Source organism: Paraburkholderia sp. 40, assembly GCF_050434105.1.
GTDB lineage: Bacteria > Pseudomonadota > Gammaproteobacteria > Burkholderiales > Burkholderiaceae > Paraburkholderia > Paraburkholderia tuberum.
Map to the genome: position 1 here is coordinate 1289237 of NZ_JBNPVY010000004.1, position 20137 is coordinate 1309373.

Here is a 20137-nt window from a genome sequence, read left to right on the forward strand (position 1 = left end):
GACGCCCTGCCGCCCCTCGCGATTACACGGCGCGAACCTCGATCACCTTCGCCGCCTTCCCGGTGCGCTCAGCAAGACGCGTGCGGTCTTTCACCGCGCCGGCCAGCTGACCGCAGGCAGCATCGATATCGTCGCCGCGGGTCTTGCGCACAGTGGTGACGACGCCAGCGTCCATCAACACGTGCGCAAACCGCTTGATCTGTTCCGGCTTCGAACGGATAAGGCCCGACTCGGGGAACGGATTGAACGGAATCAGATTGAACTTGCACGGCACGTTACGCGTGACTGCGAGCAACTCGCGCGCGTGCGCCTCGCTGTCGTTCACGCCATCGAGCATGCAGTATTCGAACGTAATGAAATCTCGCGGCGCGACTTTCAGATAGCGCTCGCACGCCGCCATCAGCTCGCGCAGCGGATACTTTTTGTTGAGCGGCACCAGCACGTCGCGCAGCGCGTCGTTCGAGGCATGCAGCGACACTGCGAGCGCCACCGGCAGATCCGCGCCGAGCCGGTCCATCATCGGTACGACGCCCGAAGTGGACAACGTGACGCGCCGGCGCGACAGCCCGTATGCATTGTCGTCGAGCATCAGGCGCATGGCCGACACGACCGCGTCGTAATTGAGCAGCGGCTCGCCCATCCCCATCATCACGACGTTCGTGACGACGCGCTCGCCCTTGCCGTCGCCCCCCATCGCGCGGCCGCCAGCATCACCACGCGACGCGCGCAGCGCAAACTCAGCCATGCGCAACTGGCCGATGATTTCGCCGGTGGTGAGATTGCGGGAGAACCCCTGCTTGCCGGTCGAGCAGAACCGGCAGTTGACCGCACACCCAGCCTGTGACGACACACACAGCGTGCCGCGCGTTTCTTCGGGGATGTAGACGGTTTCAACGGCGTTGCCGTTTCCGACGTCGATCAGCCACTTGCGTGTGCCGTCCGACGAAACGTGGTCGCTGACGACGCCCGGCATCGTGATCGCGGCGCGCCCTTTGAGCTTTTCGCGCAAGGACTTCGCGAGATCGGTCATGCCCTCGAAGTCGGCAGCGTTGTATTGATGAATCCAGCGCTGCAATTGCTTGGCGCGAAACGGTTTCTCGCCCAGGCTGTCGCAATAGGCGACGAGCCCTTGGGCGTCGAGGTCGAGAAGGTTGACGGAGGGACTGCTCGTCATATCGAATCCTGCCATTTCATTGCGAGACTACGTTCATGCAACAAGCTGCATGAACGCCGTGCCCATTCGCGCCCATTCCTGCTGCTTTCACCTTACTACTTTGCCGTGCAACGCGCGCGATTCATGCGATCAAACATTTCGGCTGCACGAAACGCGCCAGGTGGACACGGCTTGCGACTGAGGCCAGTGCCTGACCTCAGCGCGAGGCGCTCAACGCGAGTAGACGTTGACTTGGGGGAAGAAGAATGCGATTTCAATCGCGGCCGTTTCCAGTGCGTCCGAGCCGTGCACCGCGTTGGCGTCGATGCTGTCCGCGAAGTCGGCACGGATCGTGCCCTTTTCTGCCTTCTTCGGGTCAGTCGCACCCATCAGATCACGGTGTTTCAGGATCGCGTTTTCGCCTTCCAGCGCCTGCACGACCACCGGACCCGAGATCATGAATTCGACGAGGTCCTTGAAGAACGGACGTGCTGCGTGCACGGCGTAGAACTTCTCGGCGTCAGCACGCGACAGATGAACCATGCGCGATGCCACGATCTTCAGACCAGCGTTTTCAAAACGGGTATAGATCTGGCCGATCACGTTCTTGGCCACTGCGTCCGGCTTGATAATCGACAGGGTGCGCTCGATCGCCATAAAAACTCCAAAAAATTAAGAAGTTACAGATTCAAATGAATCCGCTATTGTAGCATGCTCCCGTGTATCATTGCGATTGAACCCTTACAGCATTGAAAGGATCAAAGCAAAGGGCGCGAAATACTGGTAGCGTAGGCCATGTGGGCGACTGGAGGTATTGAAACTCCGTGCTGCCGCGCTAATCTTACGGATGAACGGTGCGCCCGCCGGCGCTTCGCAAATTGCCGTATCACCATCACGAAACACGCTTCCGAGGTAAGGAGAGATCATGAACGAACATCCGTATATGTTTGGCCGCAACGGCGCGGTCAGCACGGTCGAAACACGCAACCGCGTGCTACGGAATACCTACTGGCTGCTCGCGCTGTCCATGATTCCGACCGTGCTCGGCGCGTGGGTCGGTCTTGCCACCGGCTTCTCACTGTTCGCCGCCACCAGCCCCGCCATGAGCATGCTGGCATTCTTCGCGATCGCCTTCGGTTTCATGTTCGCGATCCAGCGCACCAAAGACAGCGCCGTCGGCGTCTTCGTACTGCTCGGCTTCACGTTCTTCATGGGGCTGATGCTGTCGCGCATTCTCGCGTTCGTGCTCGGCTTCTCGAACGGCCCGTCGCTGATCATGCTCGCTTTTGGTGGCACCGGTGTGATCTTCGCGGCCATGGCGACCATCGCCACGGTCAGCAAACGCGACTTCTCGGGCCTCGGCAAGTGGCTCTTCATGGGCGTGATCGTGATCCTGCTGGCTTCGGTCGCGAACGTGTTCCTGCAACTGCCGGCGCTGATGCTGACGGTTTCAGTCATGGCAATCGTGATCTTTTCCGCCTACATCATGTTCGACGTGCAGCGCGTCGTGAACGGCGGCGAGACGAATTACATCACGGCGACGCTGGCGATCTACCTGGATCTGTACAACGTGTTCGTCAATCTGCTTGCGCTGCTCGGCATTTTCGGCGGCAACCGCAATTAAGTTTGCCCGGTCGTGCGGCGTGCCCCACGCCGCACTCGACGCTCAAATTAGAAGCCCATAACGATTGCTCGTTATGGGCTTTTTCATTACCTGACTACCCGCTGCACGGCGTGCAGCGCGACCGGACGCCAACCGGGCGCCACAGTCACACCGTCAACCACGCGAAACCTTCGCTCTGCGACGCAACCACCACCTCCGTGGGAGCCGCGTCAAGCACGCGCGCCAGCGCCGCCTGCGCAAGTTCCGGCAGATTGTTCTGCTGGCTCAGATGCGCTGCGACCAGATGCCGCAAGCGCGAGCGGTCGAGCGACGCCAGGATTTCAGCCGCCGCGTGATTGTTCAGATGCCCGTGATTGCCGCCGATACGCGCCTTCAGCGACGGCGGATAACGACTGCCCGCGAGCATCTGCACGTCATGATTGCATTCGAGCACGAGCGCGTCGCAGCCACTCAGCACCGCGCTGATATGCGGCGTGGATGTGCCCACGTCGGTGAGCACGCCAAGCCGGCTCGCGCCGTTCGAGAACACGTATTGGAGCGGTTCGCGGGCGTCGTGCGGAACGGTATAAGGGAGAACGCTGAGCTCTCCGATCGATACCGCCTCGTCGCCCCACAGCACCTGCAGGTCAACATCGGCTTCGTCGGCGCCCACCGCGCGCGCGGTGCCCCAGCTCATGTACAGCGGAATCGACCACTTGCGCGCCAGCGTCAATGCGCTACCGATGTGATCGCTATGTTCATGCGTAATCAGGATCGCGTCGAGGTGCTCGGCACTCGCGCCGAGCCGCGTCAGACGCCGCTCGACTTCGCGCGCGGAAAAACCGCAATCGAGCAGCACACGCGTGGTGACCGTACCGCTGCGCGCCTCCACCAGCAGCGCATTGCCTTCACTGCCGCTGCCGAGACTTGCGAAGCGCACGACCGCCTTAGTTCAGTTGCGCGTGCAGCAGCGACACGATGCGCTGCGCGTCCGACGACGTGTCGATCTGCCCATTCGCGTCGACGACCGCGACCTGCGTCACCGCGTCGCCCTTCGCGCGCACGTTGACGAGGAATTCCTGGCCCGGCTTACGCGTCGAATTGCCGCTGTAGAACAGTTTGCCGAACAGGCCTTCCTTCTTCAGTTCCTGCATCGAATCCGCGAAGCGCACGTAGTAGATGCCCTTCTCGCGATCGCGGTTGTCGACCGTAAAGTTGGTGCGATCGAGCGCGAGGCCCACACGCAGCCAGGCACGGTCGAACGACTCCTGCAGATCGAGCGTCGACGCACCCGCGTTCTGCTCGATCGTGGTCGGCGCGGCGGCGGTGCGCGCGTCGGTCAGCAGCTGCTTCGATTGTGCTTCAGTCAGGCCGAACTTCTGCATCAGCTTGGCGAGAAACAGCGCCTCGAGCGCCGGATCACGCGGACGCTCTTCCCAGCGCGAAGACGTCTTGTCCTGCCCGGTCATCACCTCTTCCATCGCGCTGTGCGTGATCGAGATATCGGTCGCGCTGTCCGGACCGCGCGATACCAGCGTGCGGAAACTGTCGCGGGTGCCCGACGAATAGGCGAAGTCGATGACCTTGCCGATCGTGCGGCGGAACCAGTCGTCCGGAATGTTCGCGCGGTTTTCCGCCCAGTCGGTCGTCATGATGCCGGTGGCCGGCGCATCGGTCTTCAGCACGAAGCCGTTTTCCTGCCAGAACTCCTGCAGCTGCGGCCAGAGCTGTTCCGGGGAACGGCCGTCTACCACCAGCCAGCGACGGTCGCCGTCGCGCTCGATATGCATGCCGAGCGGATCCTGCGCGTTCGGCTGACCTTCGGTCGCGTTGCCGGCAGCCGTGACAGCGCGCGTCGGCGTGCCACCAAGCGCCAGATTGGCCGGCGGTGCCACATAGCGCTGGTCGTTCGGCGACGTGCTCAGATCGCTCGGCACGGCGAGCGGCGGCGCGCTCGAGGTCGACTTGTAGTTGACGCGGTCGGAAGCGAACCAGTCGTTCAGCGTGTCACAGCCGGCGAGCGTCGACAGGGCAAGCGCCAGCGCCGCCATGCGGGTTGCGTGGAGGGAAAGTGCGGAACGTTTCATGAGGTCCTTCGTGATGCTGGAACGCGATGCCTCGTTCGATCTGCCGGGAACGTGGGCTGAAGCGACGTCGGTTAATGAAATGCCGGTGGCGGACTTGCGTGGGCGGCGGGACGGTCGGCCCGTTCAGCCGAGCAGGCCCGCTTCGCGCAGCGCGCCGCGCACCACTTCGTGGTATTGCGCGTCGAGCGGCGTGAGCGGCAGGCGGATGCCGCCCTGCACACGCCCCAGTTGCTGCAGCGCCCACTTCGCCGGAATCGGATTCGCTTCGGCAAACAGGTACTTGTGCAGTGACAGGAGTTTCAGATGAATGTGGCGCGCGGTCTTCACGTCCGCGGCGAGCGCGGCCTTGCACAGTTCGCTCATTGCGCGCGGCGCGACGTTCGCGGTGACCGAAATATTGCCGTGACCGCCGAGCAGCATCAGCGCGATCGCGGTGGGGTCGTCGCCGCTATAGATGCCGAAATGCGCCGGCGCCGACTTGATCAGATGCGCGGCGCGGTCGATGTTGCCCGTGGCCTCCTTCACGCCGACGATGCCCGGCACCTGCGCGCAGCGCAGGATGGTCTCGTTGCTCATGTCGGCGACGGTGCGGCCCGGCACGTTGTACAGAATCACTGGCAGATCGACGGTTTCGGCGATCTTCGCGAAATGGCGGTAGATGCCTTCCTGGGTCGGCTTGTTGTAGTACGGCACGACCTGCAGCGTGGCATCCGCGCCGACGTCCTTCGCGTGTTGCGTGAGTTCGATCGCCTCAACGGTGGAATTGGCACCCGCGCCCGCGATGACAGGAATGCGTCCAGCGGTGTGCTCGACCGCGGTCTTGACCATCAGCACGTGTTCTTCGACCGACAGCGTGGCCGACTCGCCGCTCGTGCCGACCACGACGAGCGCATTCGTGCCTTCCTCGACGTGCCAGTCGATCAGTTTGCGAAACGCCGGCAGATCGAGGCTGCCGTCTTCGAGCATCGGAGTGATGATGGCAGGAATGCTGCCGCGGATCTGAACGCCGTCCTGGTGACCGCTGTGGTTGCCGTTAGTCATGAAACGCCATGAATATGATCAGGTAAACCGCGATTGTAGCGGATTAGCCAGCCAACTCGTAACAAGGTGGCGCTGTTGCCCGTGCGGGATCATGCGCCCGGGCCGTTTCCCGAACCGCGCAGATGCGCTGAACGTAGGCCGGACGCGGCTCGGCGAGAAATCCGTCCTGAAATGCGATCACCCGCAGGTGGCCCCGCACGGTGTCGAGCAGTTCGCCAGGCGCGAGCAAAAAGGCCGGATTGGAGGGTTTGCCGACGCTTTCGTTTCCTTGCGCGAAGGTCTCGTAAACCAGTACGCCGCCGGGCGCGAGCGCGCGCAGCAACTGCGGAAAAAGCGGCCGGTGCAGGTAGTTGGTGACCACGACGGCGGCGAACACCGCATCGGCCGGTAGTGGCCACGTCGCGCCTTCGAGATCGGCCACGAGAGGTGTGACGAGCGGCGCGGCGCGCAGCAGGTCGAGAGCAGCCGCGTCGCGATCGATCGCGGTGACCGGATGGCCGAGCGACGCAAAAAAGCGCGCATGCCGCCCGGCCCCCGACGCGACGTCGAGCACCGAGCCGCCCGGCGCGATCAGGTGCGCCCAGTGACGCACCCAGCGCGACGGTTCACCGAGGCCATGCAAACCACTGGTAACGGGCGTGCTCATCGCTGCACCGCGGTGCGTCGGGTGCGCATCAGTTGTACAACAGCCCCATCGCCTCACGGACGTCGCGCATCGTTTCGGTCGCGAACCGGCGTGCCTTGTCGCAGCCATCGGCGACGATCGCGCGCAACAGCGACGGGTCGTCCATGTACTTCTGCGCGCGTTCGAGCATCGGCTGCTGCTCGCGCAGAATCCCTTCGACGACCGGCTGCTTGCAATCGAGGCAACCGATGCCTGCTGAGCGGCAGCCCTTCTGCACCCACTCGTGGGTCGCTTCGTCGGTATAGACCTGATGCAACTGCCACACCGGGCACTTGTCGGGATCCCCCGGATCGGTGCGGCGCACGCGCGCGGGGTCGGTCGGCATCGTGCGGACCTTCTTCGTGATGGTTTCCGCGTCTTCGCGCAGGCCGATCGTGTTGCCGTACGACTTCGACATCTTCTGGCCGTCGAGACCCGGCATGCGCGACGCCTCGGTCAGCATCGCCTGCGGCTCGACGAGGATGATCTTGCGCGAACCTTCGAGATAGCCGAACAGGCGCTCGCGATCGCTCATCGACAGGCTTTGCGATTCCTGCAGCATCGCCCGCGCGCGTTCGAGCGCTTCGTCGTCGCCTTCCTGCTGATACGCGTTGCGCAACTCGTGATACAGCTTCGACCGCTTGCCGCCGAGCTTCTTCGCGGCTTCGTTCGCCTTCTCATCGAAGCCCGGCTCACGGCCGTACAGGTAGTTGAAACGACGGGCGATTTCGCGCGTCATCTCGACGTGCGGCACCTGGTCTTCACCGACCGGCACGAGCGAGCCGCGATACAGCAGAATGTCCGCCGCCATCAGCACCGGATAGCCGAGGAAGCCGTAGGTGGACAGGTCCTTGTCCTTCAGCTTTTCCATCTGCTCCTTGTAGGTCGGCACGCGTTCGAGCCAGCCGAGCGGCGTGCTCATGCCGAGCAGCAGCGCCAGCTCGGCATGCTCGGGCACCTTGCTCTGGATGAACAGCGTCGCCTGCGCCGGATCGATGCCGGAAGCGAGCCAGTCGATCAGCACGTCCCACACGTTCTTTTCGATCACTTCGGGCGTTTCGTAGTGCGTCGTCAGTGCGTGCCAGTCGACCACGCAGAAGAAGCACGGGTATTCGGACTGCAGCCGCACCCAGTTTTTCAGCACACCGTGATAGTGGCCGAGGTGCAGCGACCCGGTGGGCCGCATGCCGGAGAAGATACGGTCTGGGAACATGGTTATTTAGAAAAGCGAAACAAGTGGAGTCAGAATTGCGGTGATCGCGCTATAGCCTAGCGTCACGAGTGGCCTCAACCAGAAACGCGTGAGCGTACCCGTCATCACCAGCGCCATCACGATGAAAAAGCCGTACGGCTCGAGCCGCGACAACGCGATCGATTGCTTCGGCGGCAACAGGGCCATCACCACGCGGCCGCCATCGAGCGGCGGCAGCGGAAACAGGTTCAGCACGCCGAGCACGAGATTGACGCCGACGCCCGCGCCCGCCATGCGCGTGAAAAACGGTTCGTTGACATTGAACACCGCGAGCGCAACGCCGAACACGCCCCAGAACAGCGCCTGGATGAAATTGCACACGGGCCCGGCCGCCGCGACCCATAGGCTGCCCCAGCGCGGGTTGCGCAGATTGCCGAACGCGACCGGCACCGGCTTCGCATAGCCGAACATGAACGCGCCGCTCGTCGCGAAGTACAGCAGCAGCGGAATGGCGATCGTGCCGAGCGGATCGATGTGCCGCATCGGGTTCAGCGACACGCGGCCGAGCACGTACGCGGTGTTGTCGCCGAGCCAGCGCGCGACGTAGCCGTGCGCAGCCTCGTGCAGCGTAATCGCGAAGATCACCGGCAGCGCGTACACCGCAATTGTCTGTATCAGGGAAGAATCCATAGCTCGCTATTGTAACAATGCGCTCGCGCGTGTCTGTCCGCTTTCGCTCACGACGCTCACGCCGTTTCCTCGAGACCGAACGGCTCGAGCGGGCCGCGCCCTGCCCGCACCAGCACCGGCTCCGAGCCGCTCAGATCGATTACGGTGGACGGCTCGCACACGCACGCGCCGCCGTCGATCACCAGATCGAGCTGCTTTTCGAGCCGCGCGCGGATTTCCTCGGGGTCGTTCAGCGGCTCGGTTTCGCCGGGCATGATCAGTGTCGAGCCGAGCAGCGGCTGGCCGAGCTCCTCGAGAATCGCGAGCGTGATCGCGTGATCCGGCACACGCAGGCCGATCGTCTTGCGCGACGGATGTGACACGCGCCGCGGCACTTCCTTGGTGGCCTGCAACACGAACACGTACGGACCCGGGGTCACCGACTTAAGCAGCCTGTACTGCCAGTTGTCCACCATAGCAAAATTGGCGAGCTCCGACAGATCACGCACGAGCAGCGACAGTAGTTGTTTTTCGTCGAGTCCGCGGATGCGCCGCAGGCGTTCGACCGCATCCTTGTCGTCGAGACGGCAGGCGAGCGCGTAGGTCGAATCGGTCGGCAAGGCGACCACGCCGCCGCCGTTGATGATCTGCACGGCCTGCTTGACGAGACGCGGTTGCGGATTGTCGGGGTGAAGCCGAAAGTATTGGGACATGGAGACTCACGATGGCGGCAGACGAACTGCGGCGGATGGGCTGCGGCGAGCAGAGCGCGTGCCCTATCCAGCCGGCCCGCGCGCGCGCCGTGCCGCTCCGGCACGGCGCGCGGTCACAGCCAGCGTTCCCAAACGGGCTTCAGATCGGCGGGTAGCGGCGGCAGTGCACCGAGTTCGATGCGGCCTTCCCCAGGCGCATGGAAGTCGGAACCACGCGAGGCCTCGAAGCCATAGCGACGCGCGACGTCCGCATATTCGCGGTACTGGTCGGGCGTGTGGCTGCCGGTCACGACCTCGATCGCCTCGCCGCCGAGGTCGATGAATTCGCCAAAGAACGCGTCGAATTCGAGTTGCGAATACGCGTAACGACCGGGATGCGCGACGATCGCGACGCCGCCCGCGGCCTGGATCCAGCCGAGTGCGTCGGCGAGCTTGGCCCAGCGGTGCGTGACGTAAGCCGGCTTGCCGTCGCCGAGATAGCGGTCGAACACTTCCTGGGTGTTTGCGCAGTGGCCGTGCTCGACCAGGAAGCGCGCGAAATGCGTGCGCGACATCATGTCGGGATTCGACACGTAATGCAGCGCGCCCTCGTATGCGTCTGGAATGCCGAGCGTGGCCAGTTGCTCGCCGATTGCTTCGGCGCGCGCGGCGCGGCCGTCGCGCGTGCGGGCGAGACCGTCGATCAGGATCTGGCTGCCCGGATCGATGCCGAGTCCGACGATGTGCACGGTGCGCCCCGCCCACGTGACCGAAATCTCGACGCCGCTCAGGTAATCCATGCCGAGAGCCTCGGCCGCGGTGCGCGCCTCGTGCTGGCCGCCCACTTCGTCGTGATCGGTGAGCGCCCACAGCGTCACGCCGTTAGCGTGCGCGCGGCGCGCGACGTCGGCCGGCGCGAACTGGCCGTCGGAAACGGTGGAGTGGCAGTGAAGATCGGCGTTCATCGTGGTCCTGGAAGGGTTCTGCGGTCATTTTACTGCAATGCAGTAAGGGGCCGCAGGGGTATCTCGCGACGCCAGTGCCGGTTGCCGGCGTGCCGCGAGGTCAAGACCAGTCAGCGGCGATCCCGCGACCTCCGGGCGACCCACGAGCGCCGTTTCAAACGTAGCTTCAGGCGCGGTGTCAGGCGCAGAACCCCTCGATCAACGCGGCGATCTGCTCCGGCTGGTCGTGATGCACCATGTGCCCCGCGCCGTCGATGATCTTCTCGCGCCAATCGGGAAACGCCTGGAAACGCGCCTTGAATTCGGCGACCGGAATGTCGCCGGCGATCTGCGCGAGCGTCGGCGAGCCGGCGGCCTCGACGTGCAGCACCTTCGCGCTGACCTTACGCCACACCGCCATCACCTCGTCGAGGCGATACAGCGTCGGGCCGCGGACCTTGTGCGCCGGATCGGCGAGCAGCATGAAGCGCCCTTCGCCATCCGGCTTCGACCAGTGCTGCGCGAGAAACTGCGCACGCCGCGGATCGAGGCGCGGATTGGTGTTGATCAGGCGAGCGGCGACCTCGTCGAGCGACGCGTAGCGCTTGAGCTGCGGTGGATCGCGCAATTCGTCGAGCCAATTGAGCAGGCGCTTCGGCGCCTGCGCCGGATGCGATGGCGCGAGCCCGAAGCCTTCCAGATCGACCACGCGCCGTACCCGCTGCGGCCGCACGCCCGCATACAGGCACACGACGTTCGCGCCCAAGCTGTGACCGACGAGGTTGACCTGGCCGTCGGGCGCGTAGTGGTCGATCAGCGCGTCGAGATCGCCGAGATAGTCCTGCACCCAGTAGCTGCCGCCGCCGCGCTCGGCGACCGGCCAGTCGGACAGACCGAAGCCGCGCATGTCGGGCGCGATCACCTGCCAGTCGCCACCGAGCGCATCGACGACGAACTGGAACGACGCGCCGACGTCCATCCAGCCGTGCAGGATGAACAGTATCCGCGCATCGGGATGGCCCCAGCGCCGCACGTGCAGCCGGACGCCGCGCGCGGCAGCGAACTCAGAGCGGGATGTATTCATGAACGGCGCACCCGTAAAAAAGAATGGTCGTTCGATTATAGGAACAGCGGCGCAAGAAGTGGTAACGGTTTATTGACGCGATGCTGGGTCGTCCGTTGCCAGCATGGCTTGCTGCGCATCCTGACTCGCGAGCGCGGCGAGTTCGGCATCGTCGAAACCAGCGTCGCGGCGCGCTTCGAAATTGAACGGGCCACGCAGTTTCGGCGCGTGATACTGGTCGGCGAGACGCGGATAGGTGTGGTGCGGATCGAGGCCGTCCGCGTCGCACAGGTGACGGAACCAGCGGTTGCCGATCAGCACGTGGCCGATTTCATCGCGCAGGATCACGTCGAGAATCGCCGCCGACGCGTGATCGCCGGCCTGCTGCAGACGCGCGCGGATCGGCGGCGACGCGTCGAGGCCGCGCGCTTCGAGCGTACGCGGCACGAGCGCCATGCGCGCGAGCACGTCGCCACGGGTGCGCTCGCACATGTCCCATAGGCCGCCGTGCGCCGGGAAGTCGCCGTACGCGTGGCCATATTCGGCGAGACGCGCGGCGAGCAGCGAGTAGTGATACGCCTCTTCGGCGGCGACTTTGAGCCAGTCGGTATAGAACCCGGCGGGCATGCCGGGGAAACGCCAGACGGCGTCGAGCGCCAGATTGATCGCATTGAACTCGATGTGCGCGAGCGCGTGGAGCAGCACCGCGCGGCCCTGCGGCGACTGCATGCTGCGTCGACCGAGTTGGCGCGGTTCGACCAGTTCGGGCCGTTCGGGGCGGCCCGGCAGGCCAGCGGGCTCGGCGAGATCGAGGCCGGAGTCACAGAGCGCGCGACCATCGAGTACCGCAGCGTACAGCTCGCGGGCCGCCGCGGCCTTCGCGGCCGGATCCCGCTCGCGCAACGCCGCGAGCGCGGCGCGGCGCGCGCACGGCGGCTCGTCGTGAGAATTCGATGCGGGAGAAGCGACAGAAACGGGCGAAGCGGCGGACGTCATGACAAACGGATCGGCGTTGGAAGCGGTAAAGACGGCGGACAGACGGCGGCTGAGCCGCGCGCGAGCGGCCAAGCGGCTCAAGCACACAACCGTTTACAATACCCGATTCGACCAACCGGCGTGCTTTCGGGCACGCCCGTCAGTTGGCGACGCAAGACCGCCAACCTCGCACCGCGCCGGCTGCGCGCCGCCCCGCCCATGCGTGGCAACCGAGCAGACCATCATCGTGCACAGGATCGGAGTCACCGAAGGCCCGGCTCTGACCAACAAGGAGACATTGTGACGATTTACAAGCTGGGCGAAGCCGCCCCGATCATCCATGAAAGCGTGTTCGTCGCGGATTCGGCGAACATCATCGGCAACGTAACGCTCGAGGAGAACGCGAGCGTGTGGTTCGGCGCGACACTGCGCGGCGACAACGAGCCGATCACGATCGGCGCCGGCAGCAACGTGCAGGAAAGCGCGGTGCTGCACACCGACCCCGGCTATCCGCTGACGGTCGAGTCGAACGTGACGATCGGCCATCAGGCGATGCTGCACGGCTGCACGATCAAGGAAGGCGCGTTGATCGGAATTCAGGCGGTGGTCTTGAATGGCGCGGTGATCGGCCGCAACTGTCTGGTCGGAGCGGGCGCCATCGTCACCGAGGGCAAGGTGTTTGCCGACAATACGCTGATCCTCGGCGCGCCCGCGAAGGCGGTGCGCGAACTGACGGAAGCGGATATCGCCAACATGCAGCGCGGCGCGGCAAGCTATGCCGGGCGCCGCGAGTATTTCAAGGCGCAGCTCGTACGCATCGGCTAGACGGCCGGCGCGCGGTGCGCAAAGGCGCGGCGTCATGCCGCGTCATTCCAGCGAGGAAAAGTTGTGAGCGACCAGTTGCAAAAATTCATGTTCAGCGCGGCGCCGGTGCGCGGCGAGATCGTTTCCCTGCGCAATACCTGGCAGGACGTGCTGACGCGCCGCGATTATCCGGCGCCCGTGCGAACGATTCTGGGCGAAATGATGGCCGCGTGCGCGCTGCTGTCGGCGAACCTGAAGTTCGACGGCACGCTCGTCATGCAGATTTTCGGCGATGGCCCGGTCAAGATGCTGGTCGTGCAGTGCAGCTCGAACCTGACGATGCGCGCCACCGCGAAGCTGTCCGGCGAAGCCCCCCATACGATCGACGACACGACCTCGCTCATCGATCTGGTGAACGCGAGCGGCCACGGCCGCTGCGTGATCACGCTCGACCCGACCGACAAGCGGCCCGGCCAGCAGCCGTACCAGAGTATCGTGCCGCTGTCAGGCGTGAACGGAGCGCTGAAGTCGATTGCCGAGGTGCTCGAGCACTATATGCATCACTCCGAGCAGCTCGACACGCGCATGTGGCTCGCGGCGAACACCGAGCGCGCGGTCGGCATGCTGCTGCAGAAACTGCCGGGCGACGGCGGCATCGTCCCACATCCGGGCGAGCTCGACGCGGATACGTGGGAACGCGTGTGCACGCTCGGCGGCACGCTGTCGCACGACGAGCTGCTGAAGGAAGAACCTGAGACGGTGTTCCGACGCCTGTTCTGGCAGGAAAACGTCCAGCATTTCGAGCCGGTTACCGCGCGCTTCGAATGCACGTGCTCGCGCGAAAAAGTCGGCGCGATGCTGAAGATGCTTGGCCGCGATGAAGTCGACAGCGTGATCGAGGAACGCGGCCACGTCGAGATTCACTGCGAGTTTTGTAATCAGCGCTACGAGTTCGACCCGGTCGACGTCGCGCAACTTTTCGTGGCCGGCGGACTCTCACAAGGTGTGACGCCGGCGGCCGCGCAGCGGCACTAGACCGCGCTTTCGCCGAAGCGGAGTACGTGCCCGTGAACTGATCGTGCTCTTCAACGCAAGTCCTGACCGCGCCGCCCCATGCCTCGTCACGGCTCGGGCGGCGCGTTGCTTTTGAGCGCGGCGTTGATAGTTTGGAAGGATGCGGCGCTGCACGTTGGAAGACGCTTGCTCGAGCCTCGGACCGATGGAGATTCGACCATGAAGCACACGCTTTCGTTGATCCTTGCCGTCCTCGCGGGCAGCGCGGTGCTGGCCGGCTGCTCGATTGATCCGCCTGGCCCAGCGCCGATTCTGAGTCGTCTGCCGCCCGATCAGGCCGAAGCCATCAGTCATACGCAGACGCTGACACCGGAGGAACGCGCGCGCTATGACGCGATCGAGCAACAGGTCATGTTCGAACAGAATCAGACGATGGCCGCGGACGCCGCCGCGCAAGCCTGGTCGCGCTATTACTCGCGTTCGCCGCCCGTGAGGTTTTCCGCGGGCTTCTCGAGCGGCGGCTGGGGACGTGGCTGGGGAACCGGGATTGGCGTCGGGTTCGGGCCGTATTGGGGCTGGTAGGGCGAACACGGCAGCATAAAAACAAAAAAGCGCGGTTCAAGATGAACCGCGCTTTTTTTGCGCCTTCCTGCGAGGCCGATGCGAAATATCGAACCTCAGTGCACCGGCTTCTTCTCCTTCGCAGCCGCTGCCTTCCCGCCATGCTTGCGATCCGGCTTCGCGCGCGACTCCGGATTCGGCACCACATGCAGCGGCGCGGCCGACACCTCACCGCGCGTCGAGGTGTTCGCCGACGGCGTATTCGCCAACGGCAACGGCTGGTTCGGCGACACGAACTGCACGAACACTTCGCCGTCCTTGACCATGCCCATTTCGTAGCGCGCCCGCTCTTCGACCGCGGCCGTGCCATTCTGCAGGTCCTGCACTTCGCCCTGGATGCGCTCGTTGCGCAGCTTCGCGTCGGCATTCTTCTGCAGTTGCTGCGCGAGTTGTCCCTGCAACTCATGCACGCGCAGCCAGCCGCCGTGCCCCCACCAGAGCGGGTACTGGATCAACGCCAGCAGAACGATCAGGACAGCAGTGACAAGCCGCATGAAGTAAGCACAATAAATACGCGCCGCCCTGCGCTATACGCAGGGCGGCGAGGTCAATCAAAAACGAAGGATAACCGGCTCATCGATCGGCGTGAACAATCTGGCGAAGACCGCTTAGCGCAGATTGTAGAAGGCCGACTTGCCCGGGTAGCTCGCGATATCGCCGAGATCTTCCTCGATACGCAGCAGCTGGTTGTACTTCGAGATGCGGTCGGAACGCGACAGCGAACCTGTCTTGATCTGGCCGGCGTTCAGACCGACGGCGATGTCCGCGATCGTCGAGTCTTCAGTTTCGCCCGAACGGTGCGAAATCACCGCCGTGTAGCCCGCGCGCTTGGCCATTTCAATCGCCGCGAAGGTTTCCGTCAGCGTTCCGATCTGGTTGATCTTGATCAGGATCGAGTTCGCGATGCCCTTCTCGATGCCTTCCTTCAGGATGCGCGTGTTCGTCACGAACAGATCGTCGCCGACCAGCTGGATCTTGTCGCCGAGCTTGTCGGTCAGCGTCTTCCAGCCTTCCCAGTCGCCTTCGTGCATGCCGTCTTCGATCGACACGATCGGGAACTTGTCGGCGAGGTTCGCGAGGTAGTCCGCAAATTCCGTCGACGACAGTTGCAGGCCTTCGCCCGCGAGCTGGTATTTGCCGTCGTGGTAGAACTCGCTGGCCGCGCAGTCGAGCGCGAGCAGTACGTCTTCACCGGCGCGATAGCCTGCTTTCTCGATGGCTTGCAAAATGGTGGACAGGCATTCCTCGTTGCTGCCGAAGTTCGGCGCGAAGCCGCCTTCGTCGCCGACTGCCGTGCTCATGCCGCGATCCGACAGGATCTTCTTCAGCGCGTGGAACACTTCGGCGCCGCAGCGCAGTGCTTCGCGGAAGCTCGGCTGGCTGACCGGCACGATCATGAATTCCTGGATGTCCAGGCTGTTGTTCGCGTGCGCGCCGCCGTTGACGATGTTCATCATCGGCACCGGCAGTTGCATGGCGCCCGAGCCGCCGAAGTAGCGGTACAGCGGCAGACCGGCCTCCTCAGCCGCGGCCTTCGCGACGGCCATCGACACGGCCAGCATCGCGTTCGCGCCGAGGCGCGACTTGTTGTCGGTGCCGTCGAGCTCGAGCAGCGTCTTGTCGAGGAACGCCTGCTCGGAAGCGTCGAGACCCATGATCGCTTCGGAGATTTCCGTGTTGATGTGCTCGACGGCCTTCAGCACACCCTTGCCGCCGTAGCGGCCGGCTTCGCCGTCGCGCAGTTCGATCGCTTCGCGCGAGCCGGTCGACGCGCCCGACGGCACGGCCGCGCGCCCCATCGTGCCCGACTCGAGCAGCACGTCGCATTCGACGGTGGGGTTGCCTCGCGAATCGAGAATCTCTCGACCGATGATGTCTACGATAGCACTCATGGTTTCCTCAAAGGATGACGTTGAATTCTTTACTGTGACCTTGCATCGCGCTGTCGAACCGGAGTTGGCGCTTTAGCGCCTACTCCGGTCCCATGCAAAGCACCTGTCGGTCTCCCCGACAGACAGCTCGCGCGCCGATACGTTCGACGACCGTTATGCGAAAACGCCGCGGGTCGATTATCGAGGGCAATCGTGACACGCGGCGCACACCTGAATCAGTTGAAATCGCTTTCGAGGAACGACCCGCGCTTGACGGCCCGGTCGAGCGTGACGAGCGTCTCGAGCAGGTCGGCCATGCGATTGAGCGGCACCGCGTTCGGCCCGTCCGACTTCGCTTGCGCCGGATTCGGGTGCGTTTCCATGAACAGACCAGCGACGCCGACCGCGACCGCGGCGCGCGCGAGCACCGGCACGAATTCGCGCTGGCCGCCCGAGCTCGTGCCCTGACCGCCCGGCAACTGCACCGAATGCGTCGCGTCGAACACGACCGGCGCGTTGGTCTCGCGCATGATCGCGAGCGAACGCATGTCCGACACAAGGTTGTTATAGCCGAACGACACGCCGCGCTCGCACGCCATGAAGCGGTCTTCGGACAGACCCGCTTCACGCGCGGCGTCGCGCGCCTTGTCGATCACGTTCTTCATGTCGTGCGGCGCGAGAAATTGGCCCTTCTTGATGTTGACCGGCTTGCCCGAGCGCGCGCACGCGTGGATGAAGTCGGTCTGACGACACAGGAACGCGGGCGTTTGCAGCACGTCGACGACCGACGCCACCTGCTCGATCTCGTGTTCGGCGTGCACGTCGGTCAGCACCGGCAGACCGAGCTGGCGCTTCACTTCCGACAGGATGCGCAGACCTTCGTCCATGCCCAGACCGCGAAACGACTTGCCGCTGCTGCGATTGGCCTTGTCGTACGACGATTTGTAGATGAACGCAATGTCCAGCTTCGCGCAGATTTCCTTCAGGCGGCCGGCCGTGTCGATCGTCATCTGTTCGGATTCGACGACACAGGTACCGGCGATCAGGAAAAACGGCTTGTCGAGCCCGACGTCGAAATCGCCCAGTTTCATGCTTTCTCCTCGACCCTCGACTGCTGATGCGCGAGCGCCGCTTCGACGAACGACTTGAACAGCGGATGACCGTCACGCGGCGTAGACGTGAATTCAGGGTGGAACTGGACGCCGACGAACCACGGGTGCATGCTGCGCGGCAGCTCCATCATTTCCGGCAAATCCTCGCTCGGGGTACGGGCGCTAATGATGAGGCCACCGCCTTCGAGCTGGGGCACGAAGCGGTTATTCACCTCATAACGGTGACGATGGCGTTCGTTCACATCGGTGCCGTAGATCTCTTCGGCGAGCGTGCCGGGCTTGATCGGACAGCGCTGCGAGCCGAGGCGCATCGTGCCGCCGAGATCCGACTCTTCGGTACGCTTCTCGACGCGGCCTTCGCGGTCGTACCATTCGGTGATCAGCGCGACCACGCGGTTCTTCGTTTCCTGATCGAATTCGGTGCTGTTCGCGTCCTTCAGGCCGACGACGTCGCGGGCGAATTCGATCACGGCGAGCTGCATGCCGAGGCAGATGCCGAGATACGGCACCTTCGCTTCGCGCGCATAACGGATCGCGGCGATCTTGCCTTCGGTGCCGCGACGGCCGAAGCCGCCCGGCACGAGCACCGCGTCGAGATGCTTGAGGCTCCCGACGCCTTGCGTTTCGATTTCTTCGGAGTCGATGTACTCGATGTTCACGCGCGTCGACGTATGCATCGACGCATGACGCAGCGCTTCGATCAGCGACTTGTACGACTCGGTCAGATCGACATACTTGCCGACCATGCCGATCGTCACTTCGTGCTTCGGGTTCTGCAGCTTCTCGACGAGGTCCGACCACATGGAGAGGTCCGCCGCCTTCGGCGTGAGCTTCAGCTCTTCGCAGATGATCGCGTCGAGACCCTGGTCGTGCAGCATCTGCGGAATCTTATAGATGCTGTCCGCGTCCCACACGGAAATCACCGCGTCTTCGGGCACGTTCGAGAACAGCGAGATCTTCGCGCGCTCGTCGTCCGGAATGCGGCGGTCGGCACGGCACAGCAGCACGTGCGGCGAAATGCCGATTTCGCGCAGCTTCTGCACGCTGTGCTGGGTGGGCTTGGTTTTGAGTTCGCCGGCCGTGGCGACCCAGGGCACCAGCGTCAGGTGCACGAAGCACGCGCTGTTGCGGCCGAGGCGCAGGCTCATCTGGCGCGCGGCTTCGAGGAACGGCAGCGATTCGATGTCACCCACCGTGCCACCCACTTCGACGATCGCGACATCCGGCTCGCCACACGTCGCAGACGCTGCGCCGCGCTCGACGAATGCCTGGATTTCGTTCGTGATGTGCGGGATGACCTGCACGGTCTTGCCGAGATAATCGCCGCGGCGTTCCTTGCGGATTACCGACTCGTAGATCTGGCCCGTGGTGAAGTTGTTGGCCTTGCGCATCTTCGTGCTGATGAAGCGCTCGTAGTGGCCGAGGTCGAGGTCGGTTTCCGCTCCGTCTTCGGTCACGAACACTTCGCCGTGCTGAAACGGGCTCATCGTGCCGGGGTCGACGTTGATGTAGGGATCGAGTTTGAGGAGGGTGACTTTAAGACCGCGCGATTCGAGGATCGCGGCGAGGGAAGCGGCGGCAATACCCTTGCCGAGGGAAGATACTACGCCGCCGGTGACGAAAACATATTTGGTCATCGCTGGATGCTCGCGGGAAAAACGGATTATACCGTAAAGGATGGTCCCGACCCAGCAAAAAACGGCCGACCCACGCGTGCCGAGGCCGCCTCGCGTGGCAGCCGGCGCAGCGGTTTGGGGCCCCGCTTCGTGCGCGCAGCACGTCAGGCGGTTCGCTCCAGCTCACGCAGCATGCGTTGCACCGCGCGCGCGGTTTCGATCGGCTTTTCCATCGGATACAGATGGCTGCCCTCGATCCACTCGATGTGCCCGCCGGTCGCGCGTCGCGTCGCGTCGAGCCCGGCCTGGCGGATTTCCTTCGAGCGTGTCCCGGCGATGAACCCGACCGGCACCGGCGCGCCGCGCGCGAGCCGCGCGCCGAGCGTATGCGGCAGCGTCCGGTAGATCTGGTATTCGGTGCGACGATCGAATGCGAGCACCCGGGTGCCGTCGGGCGAACTCTGCGGAATGCCGAAGTCGATGTAGTCGGACAGCATGCGCTCGTCCCAGCGCGCGAACGCGGGCTTCGAATGGAAGTGCCGCCATGCTTCGTCACGGCTCGTCCATTGCTTGCGCCGCTTGCGCGTCGCGGCGGCGGGCGACAGCCGCTCGTCGAGCCCGGTCCATTGCGACACGCGCAGCATGCTGCTGCGCCAGCCGGCGATAACCGGCGAGTCGAGCATCACGACGCCCCTCACCCACTGCGGCTTTTTCAGCGCCGCCATCAGCGACAGATAACCGCCGAGCGAATGCCCGACGAGCCACACCGGCTGCTCGTACTTGCGGACGATGTCGTCAAGCAGTTGCTCGACCAGATGGGGCCAGTCCTGCGTGACCGGAAAGCGCGGATCATGGCCGATCCGCTCGATCGAGCGCACGTCGTAGTCGTCGGAGAGCTCGGCGAAGATCGTCCGGTAAGTCGAGGCCGGAAAGCCGTTCGCATGCGAGAAATGGATGATGTTTTTCAACTGCGGCGATCTCCGTTGTGTTTTTTACGCGTGGGCGGTGCTTTGCCT

General features: G+C 64.1%; 21 protein-coding genes. 4 read left to right on the plus strand and 17 right to left on the minus strand.

The annotated features are described in order from the left end of the window. Positions 1 to 22 precede the first annotated feature (22 nt). Together rlmN and ndk are read right to left on the minus strand one after the other, a co-directional pair. A complete protein-coding gene (rlmN, locus tag OKW28_RS27530) occupies positions 23 to 1174 on the minus strand; it encodes a 23S rRNA (adenine(2503)-C(2))-methyltransferase RlmN (RefSeq protein WP_429450374.1) in 1152 nt (383 codons plus the stop codon). Positions 1175 to 1384: 210 nt separating this feature from the next. Next, positions 1385 to 1810, minus strand: coding sequence for a nucleoside-diphosphate kinase (ndk, locus tag OKW28_RS27535; protein ID WP_429450375.1), 426 nt, complete (start codon positions 1808 to 1810; stop codon positions 1385 to 1387). Between the two features lie 268 nt (positions 1811 to 2078). Here ndk and OKW28_RS27540 point away from each other — a divergent pair, with 268 nt between their 5' ends. Next, on the plus strand, positions 2079 to 2777 hold the full coding sequence (locus OKW28_RS27540) for a Bax inhibitor-1/YccA family protein (RefSeq protein WP_018417558.1): 699 nt from the start codon (positions 2079 to 2081) through the stop codon (positions 2775 to 2777). Between the two features lie 145 nt (positions 2778 to 2922). Here OKW28_RS27540 and OKW28_RS27545 read toward each other — a convergent pair whose 3' ends face one another. From OKW28_RS27545 to OKW28_RS27590, 10 genes are all read right to left on the minus strand, one after another. Next, the gene (locus OKW28_RS27545; RefSeq protein WP_429450376.1) at positions 2923 to 3696 is read right to left on the minus strand and encodes an MBL fold metallo-hydrolase; all 774 of its coding nucleotides are present in this window, start codon (positions 3694 to 3696) and stop codon (positions 2923 to 2925) included. Between the two features lie 7 nt (positions 3697 to 3703). Beyond that, complete coding sequence (gene bamC / locus OKW28_RS27550; RefSeq protein ID WP_429450377.1) at positions 3704 to 4843, minus strand: outer membrane protein assembly factor BamC; 1140 nt, start codon at positions 4841 to 4843, stop codon at positions 3704 to 3706. Positions 4844 to 4966: 123 nt separating this feature from the next. After that, positions 4967 to 5884 (minus strand): 4-hydroxy-tetrahydrodipicolinate synthase, encoded by a 918-nt coding sequence (gene dapA, locus OKW28_RS27555; RefSeq protein WP_429450378.1) that lies wholly within the window; start codon positions 5882 to 5884, stop codon positions 4967 to 4969. A gap of 43 nt (positions 5885 to 5927) precedes the next feature. Further along, positions 5928 to 6530, minus strand: coding sequence for a methyltransferase domain-containing protein (locus tag OKW28_RS27560; protein WP_429450379.1), 603 nt, complete (start codon positions 6528 to 6530; stop codon positions 5928 to 5930). Positions 6531 to 6558: 28 nt separating this feature from the next. Further along, positions 6559 to 7761 (minus strand): tryptophan--tRNA ligase, encoded by a 1203-nt coding sequence (locus OKW28_RS27565; RefSeq protein WP_429450380.1) that lies wholly within the window; start codon positions 7759 to 7761, stop codon positions 6559 to 6561. A gap of 6 nt (positions 7762 to 7767) precedes the next feature. After that, positions 7768 to 8430 carry a site-2 protease family protein gene (locus tag OKW28_RS27570; RefSeq protein ID WP_429450381.1) on the minus strand — a complete coding sequence of 221 codons (663 nt, stop codon included), beginning with the start codon at positions 8428 to 8430 and terminating at the stop codon, positions 7768 to 7770. Positions 8431 to 8486: 56 nt separating this feature from the next. Then, entirely contained in the window at positions 8487 to 9122 is a 636-nt protein-coding gene (locus OKW28_RS27575) for an L-threonylcarbamoyladenylate synthase (protein WP_429450382.1), read from the minus strand. A 113-nt stretch (positions 9123 to 9235) separates the two neighbouring features. Next, entirely contained in the window at positions 9236 to 10066 is an 831-nt protein-coding gene (locus OKW28_RS27580; protein WP_429450383.1) for a 3',5'-nucleoside bisphosphate phosphatase, read from the minus strand. 178 nt (positions 10067 to 10244) lie between these two features. Continuing rightward, positions 10245 to 11129, minus strand: coding sequence for an alpha/beta fold hydrolase (locus OKW28_RS27585; protein ID WP_429450384.1), 885 nt, complete (start codon positions 11127 to 11129; stop codon positions 10245 to 10247). 69 nt (positions 11130 to 11198) lie between these two features. Continuing rightward, positions 11199 to 12104, minus strand: a complete 906-nt coding sequence (locus tag OKW28_RS27590; RefSeq protein WP_429454471.1) for a ferritin-like domain-containing protein — start codon at positions 12102 to 12104, stop codon at positions 11199 to 11201. Between the two features lie 279 nt (positions 12105 to 12383). Here OKW28_RS27590 and OKW28_RS27595 point away from each other — a divergent pair, with 279 nt between their 5' ends. From OKW28_RS27595 to OKW28_RS27605, 3 genes are all read left to right on the plus strand, one after another. Continuing rightward, a complete protein-coding gene (locus OKW28_RS27595) occupies positions 12384 to 12908 on the plus strand; it encodes a gamma carbonic anhydrase family protein (RefSeq protein WP_429450386.1) in 525 nt (174 codons plus the stop codon). A 63-nt stretch (positions 12909 to 12971) separates the two neighbouring features. Beyond that, positions 12972 to 13922 (plus strand): Hsp33 family molecular chaperone HslO, encoded by a 951-nt coding sequence (gene hslO, locus OKW28_RS27600; protein WP_429450388.1) that lies wholly within the window; start codon positions 12972 to 12974, stop codon positions 13920 to 13922. A gap of 198 nt (positions 13923 to 14120) precedes the next feature. Then, positions 14121 to 14483, plus strand: coding sequence for a hypothetical protein (locus tag OKW28_RS27605; RefSeq protein WP_429450389.1), 363 nt, complete (start codon positions 14121 to 14123; stop codon positions 14481 to 14483). Positions 14484 to 14578: 95 nt separating this feature from the next. Here the strand turns inward: OKW28_RS27605 and ftsB are convergent, their stop codons facing one another. The 5 genes from ftsB to OKW28_RS27630 all read right to left on the minus strand — a co-directional run bounded on the left by ftsB (position 14579) and on the right by OKW28_RS27630 (position 20089). Further along, entirely contained in the window at positions 14579 to 15016 is a 438-nt protein-coding gene (gene ftsB / locus OKW28_RS27610; RefSeq protein ID WP_090800763.1) for a cell division protein FtsB, read from the minus strand. Between the two features lie 114 nt (positions 15017 to 15130). Next, positions 15131 to 16414 carry a phosphopyruvate hydratase gene (gene eno, locus OKW28_RS27615; protein ID WP_429450391.1) on the minus strand — a complete coding sequence of 428 codons (1284 nt, stop codon included), beginning with the start codon at positions 16412 to 16414 and terminating at the stop codon, positions 15131 to 15133. Between the two features lie 215 nt (positions 16415 to 16629). Next, on the minus strand, positions 16630 to 17484 hold the full coding sequence (kdsA, locus tag OKW28_RS27620) for a 3-deoxy-8-phosphooctulonate synthase (protein ID WP_429450393.1): 855 nt from the start codon (positions 17482 to 17484) through the stop codon (positions 16630 to 16632). Next, positions 17481 to 19142 carry a CTP synthase gene (locus tag OKW28_RS27625; RefSeq protein ID WP_184022401.1) on the minus strand — a complete coding sequence of 554 codons (1662 nt, stop codon included), beginning with the start codon at positions 19140 to 19142 and terminating at the stop codon, positions 17481 to 17483. The genes kdsA and OKW28_RS27625 overlap by 4 nt, the downstream gene beginning before the upstream one ends. A 143-nt stretch (positions 19143 to 19285) precedes the next feature. Beyond that, on the minus strand, positions 19286 to 20089 hold the full coding sequence (locus OKW28_RS27630; protein WP_429450394.1) for an alpha/beta fold hydrolase: 804 nt from the start codon (positions 20087 to 20089) through the stop codon (positions 19286 to 19288). Positions 20090 to 20137: the final 48 nt, after the last annotated feature.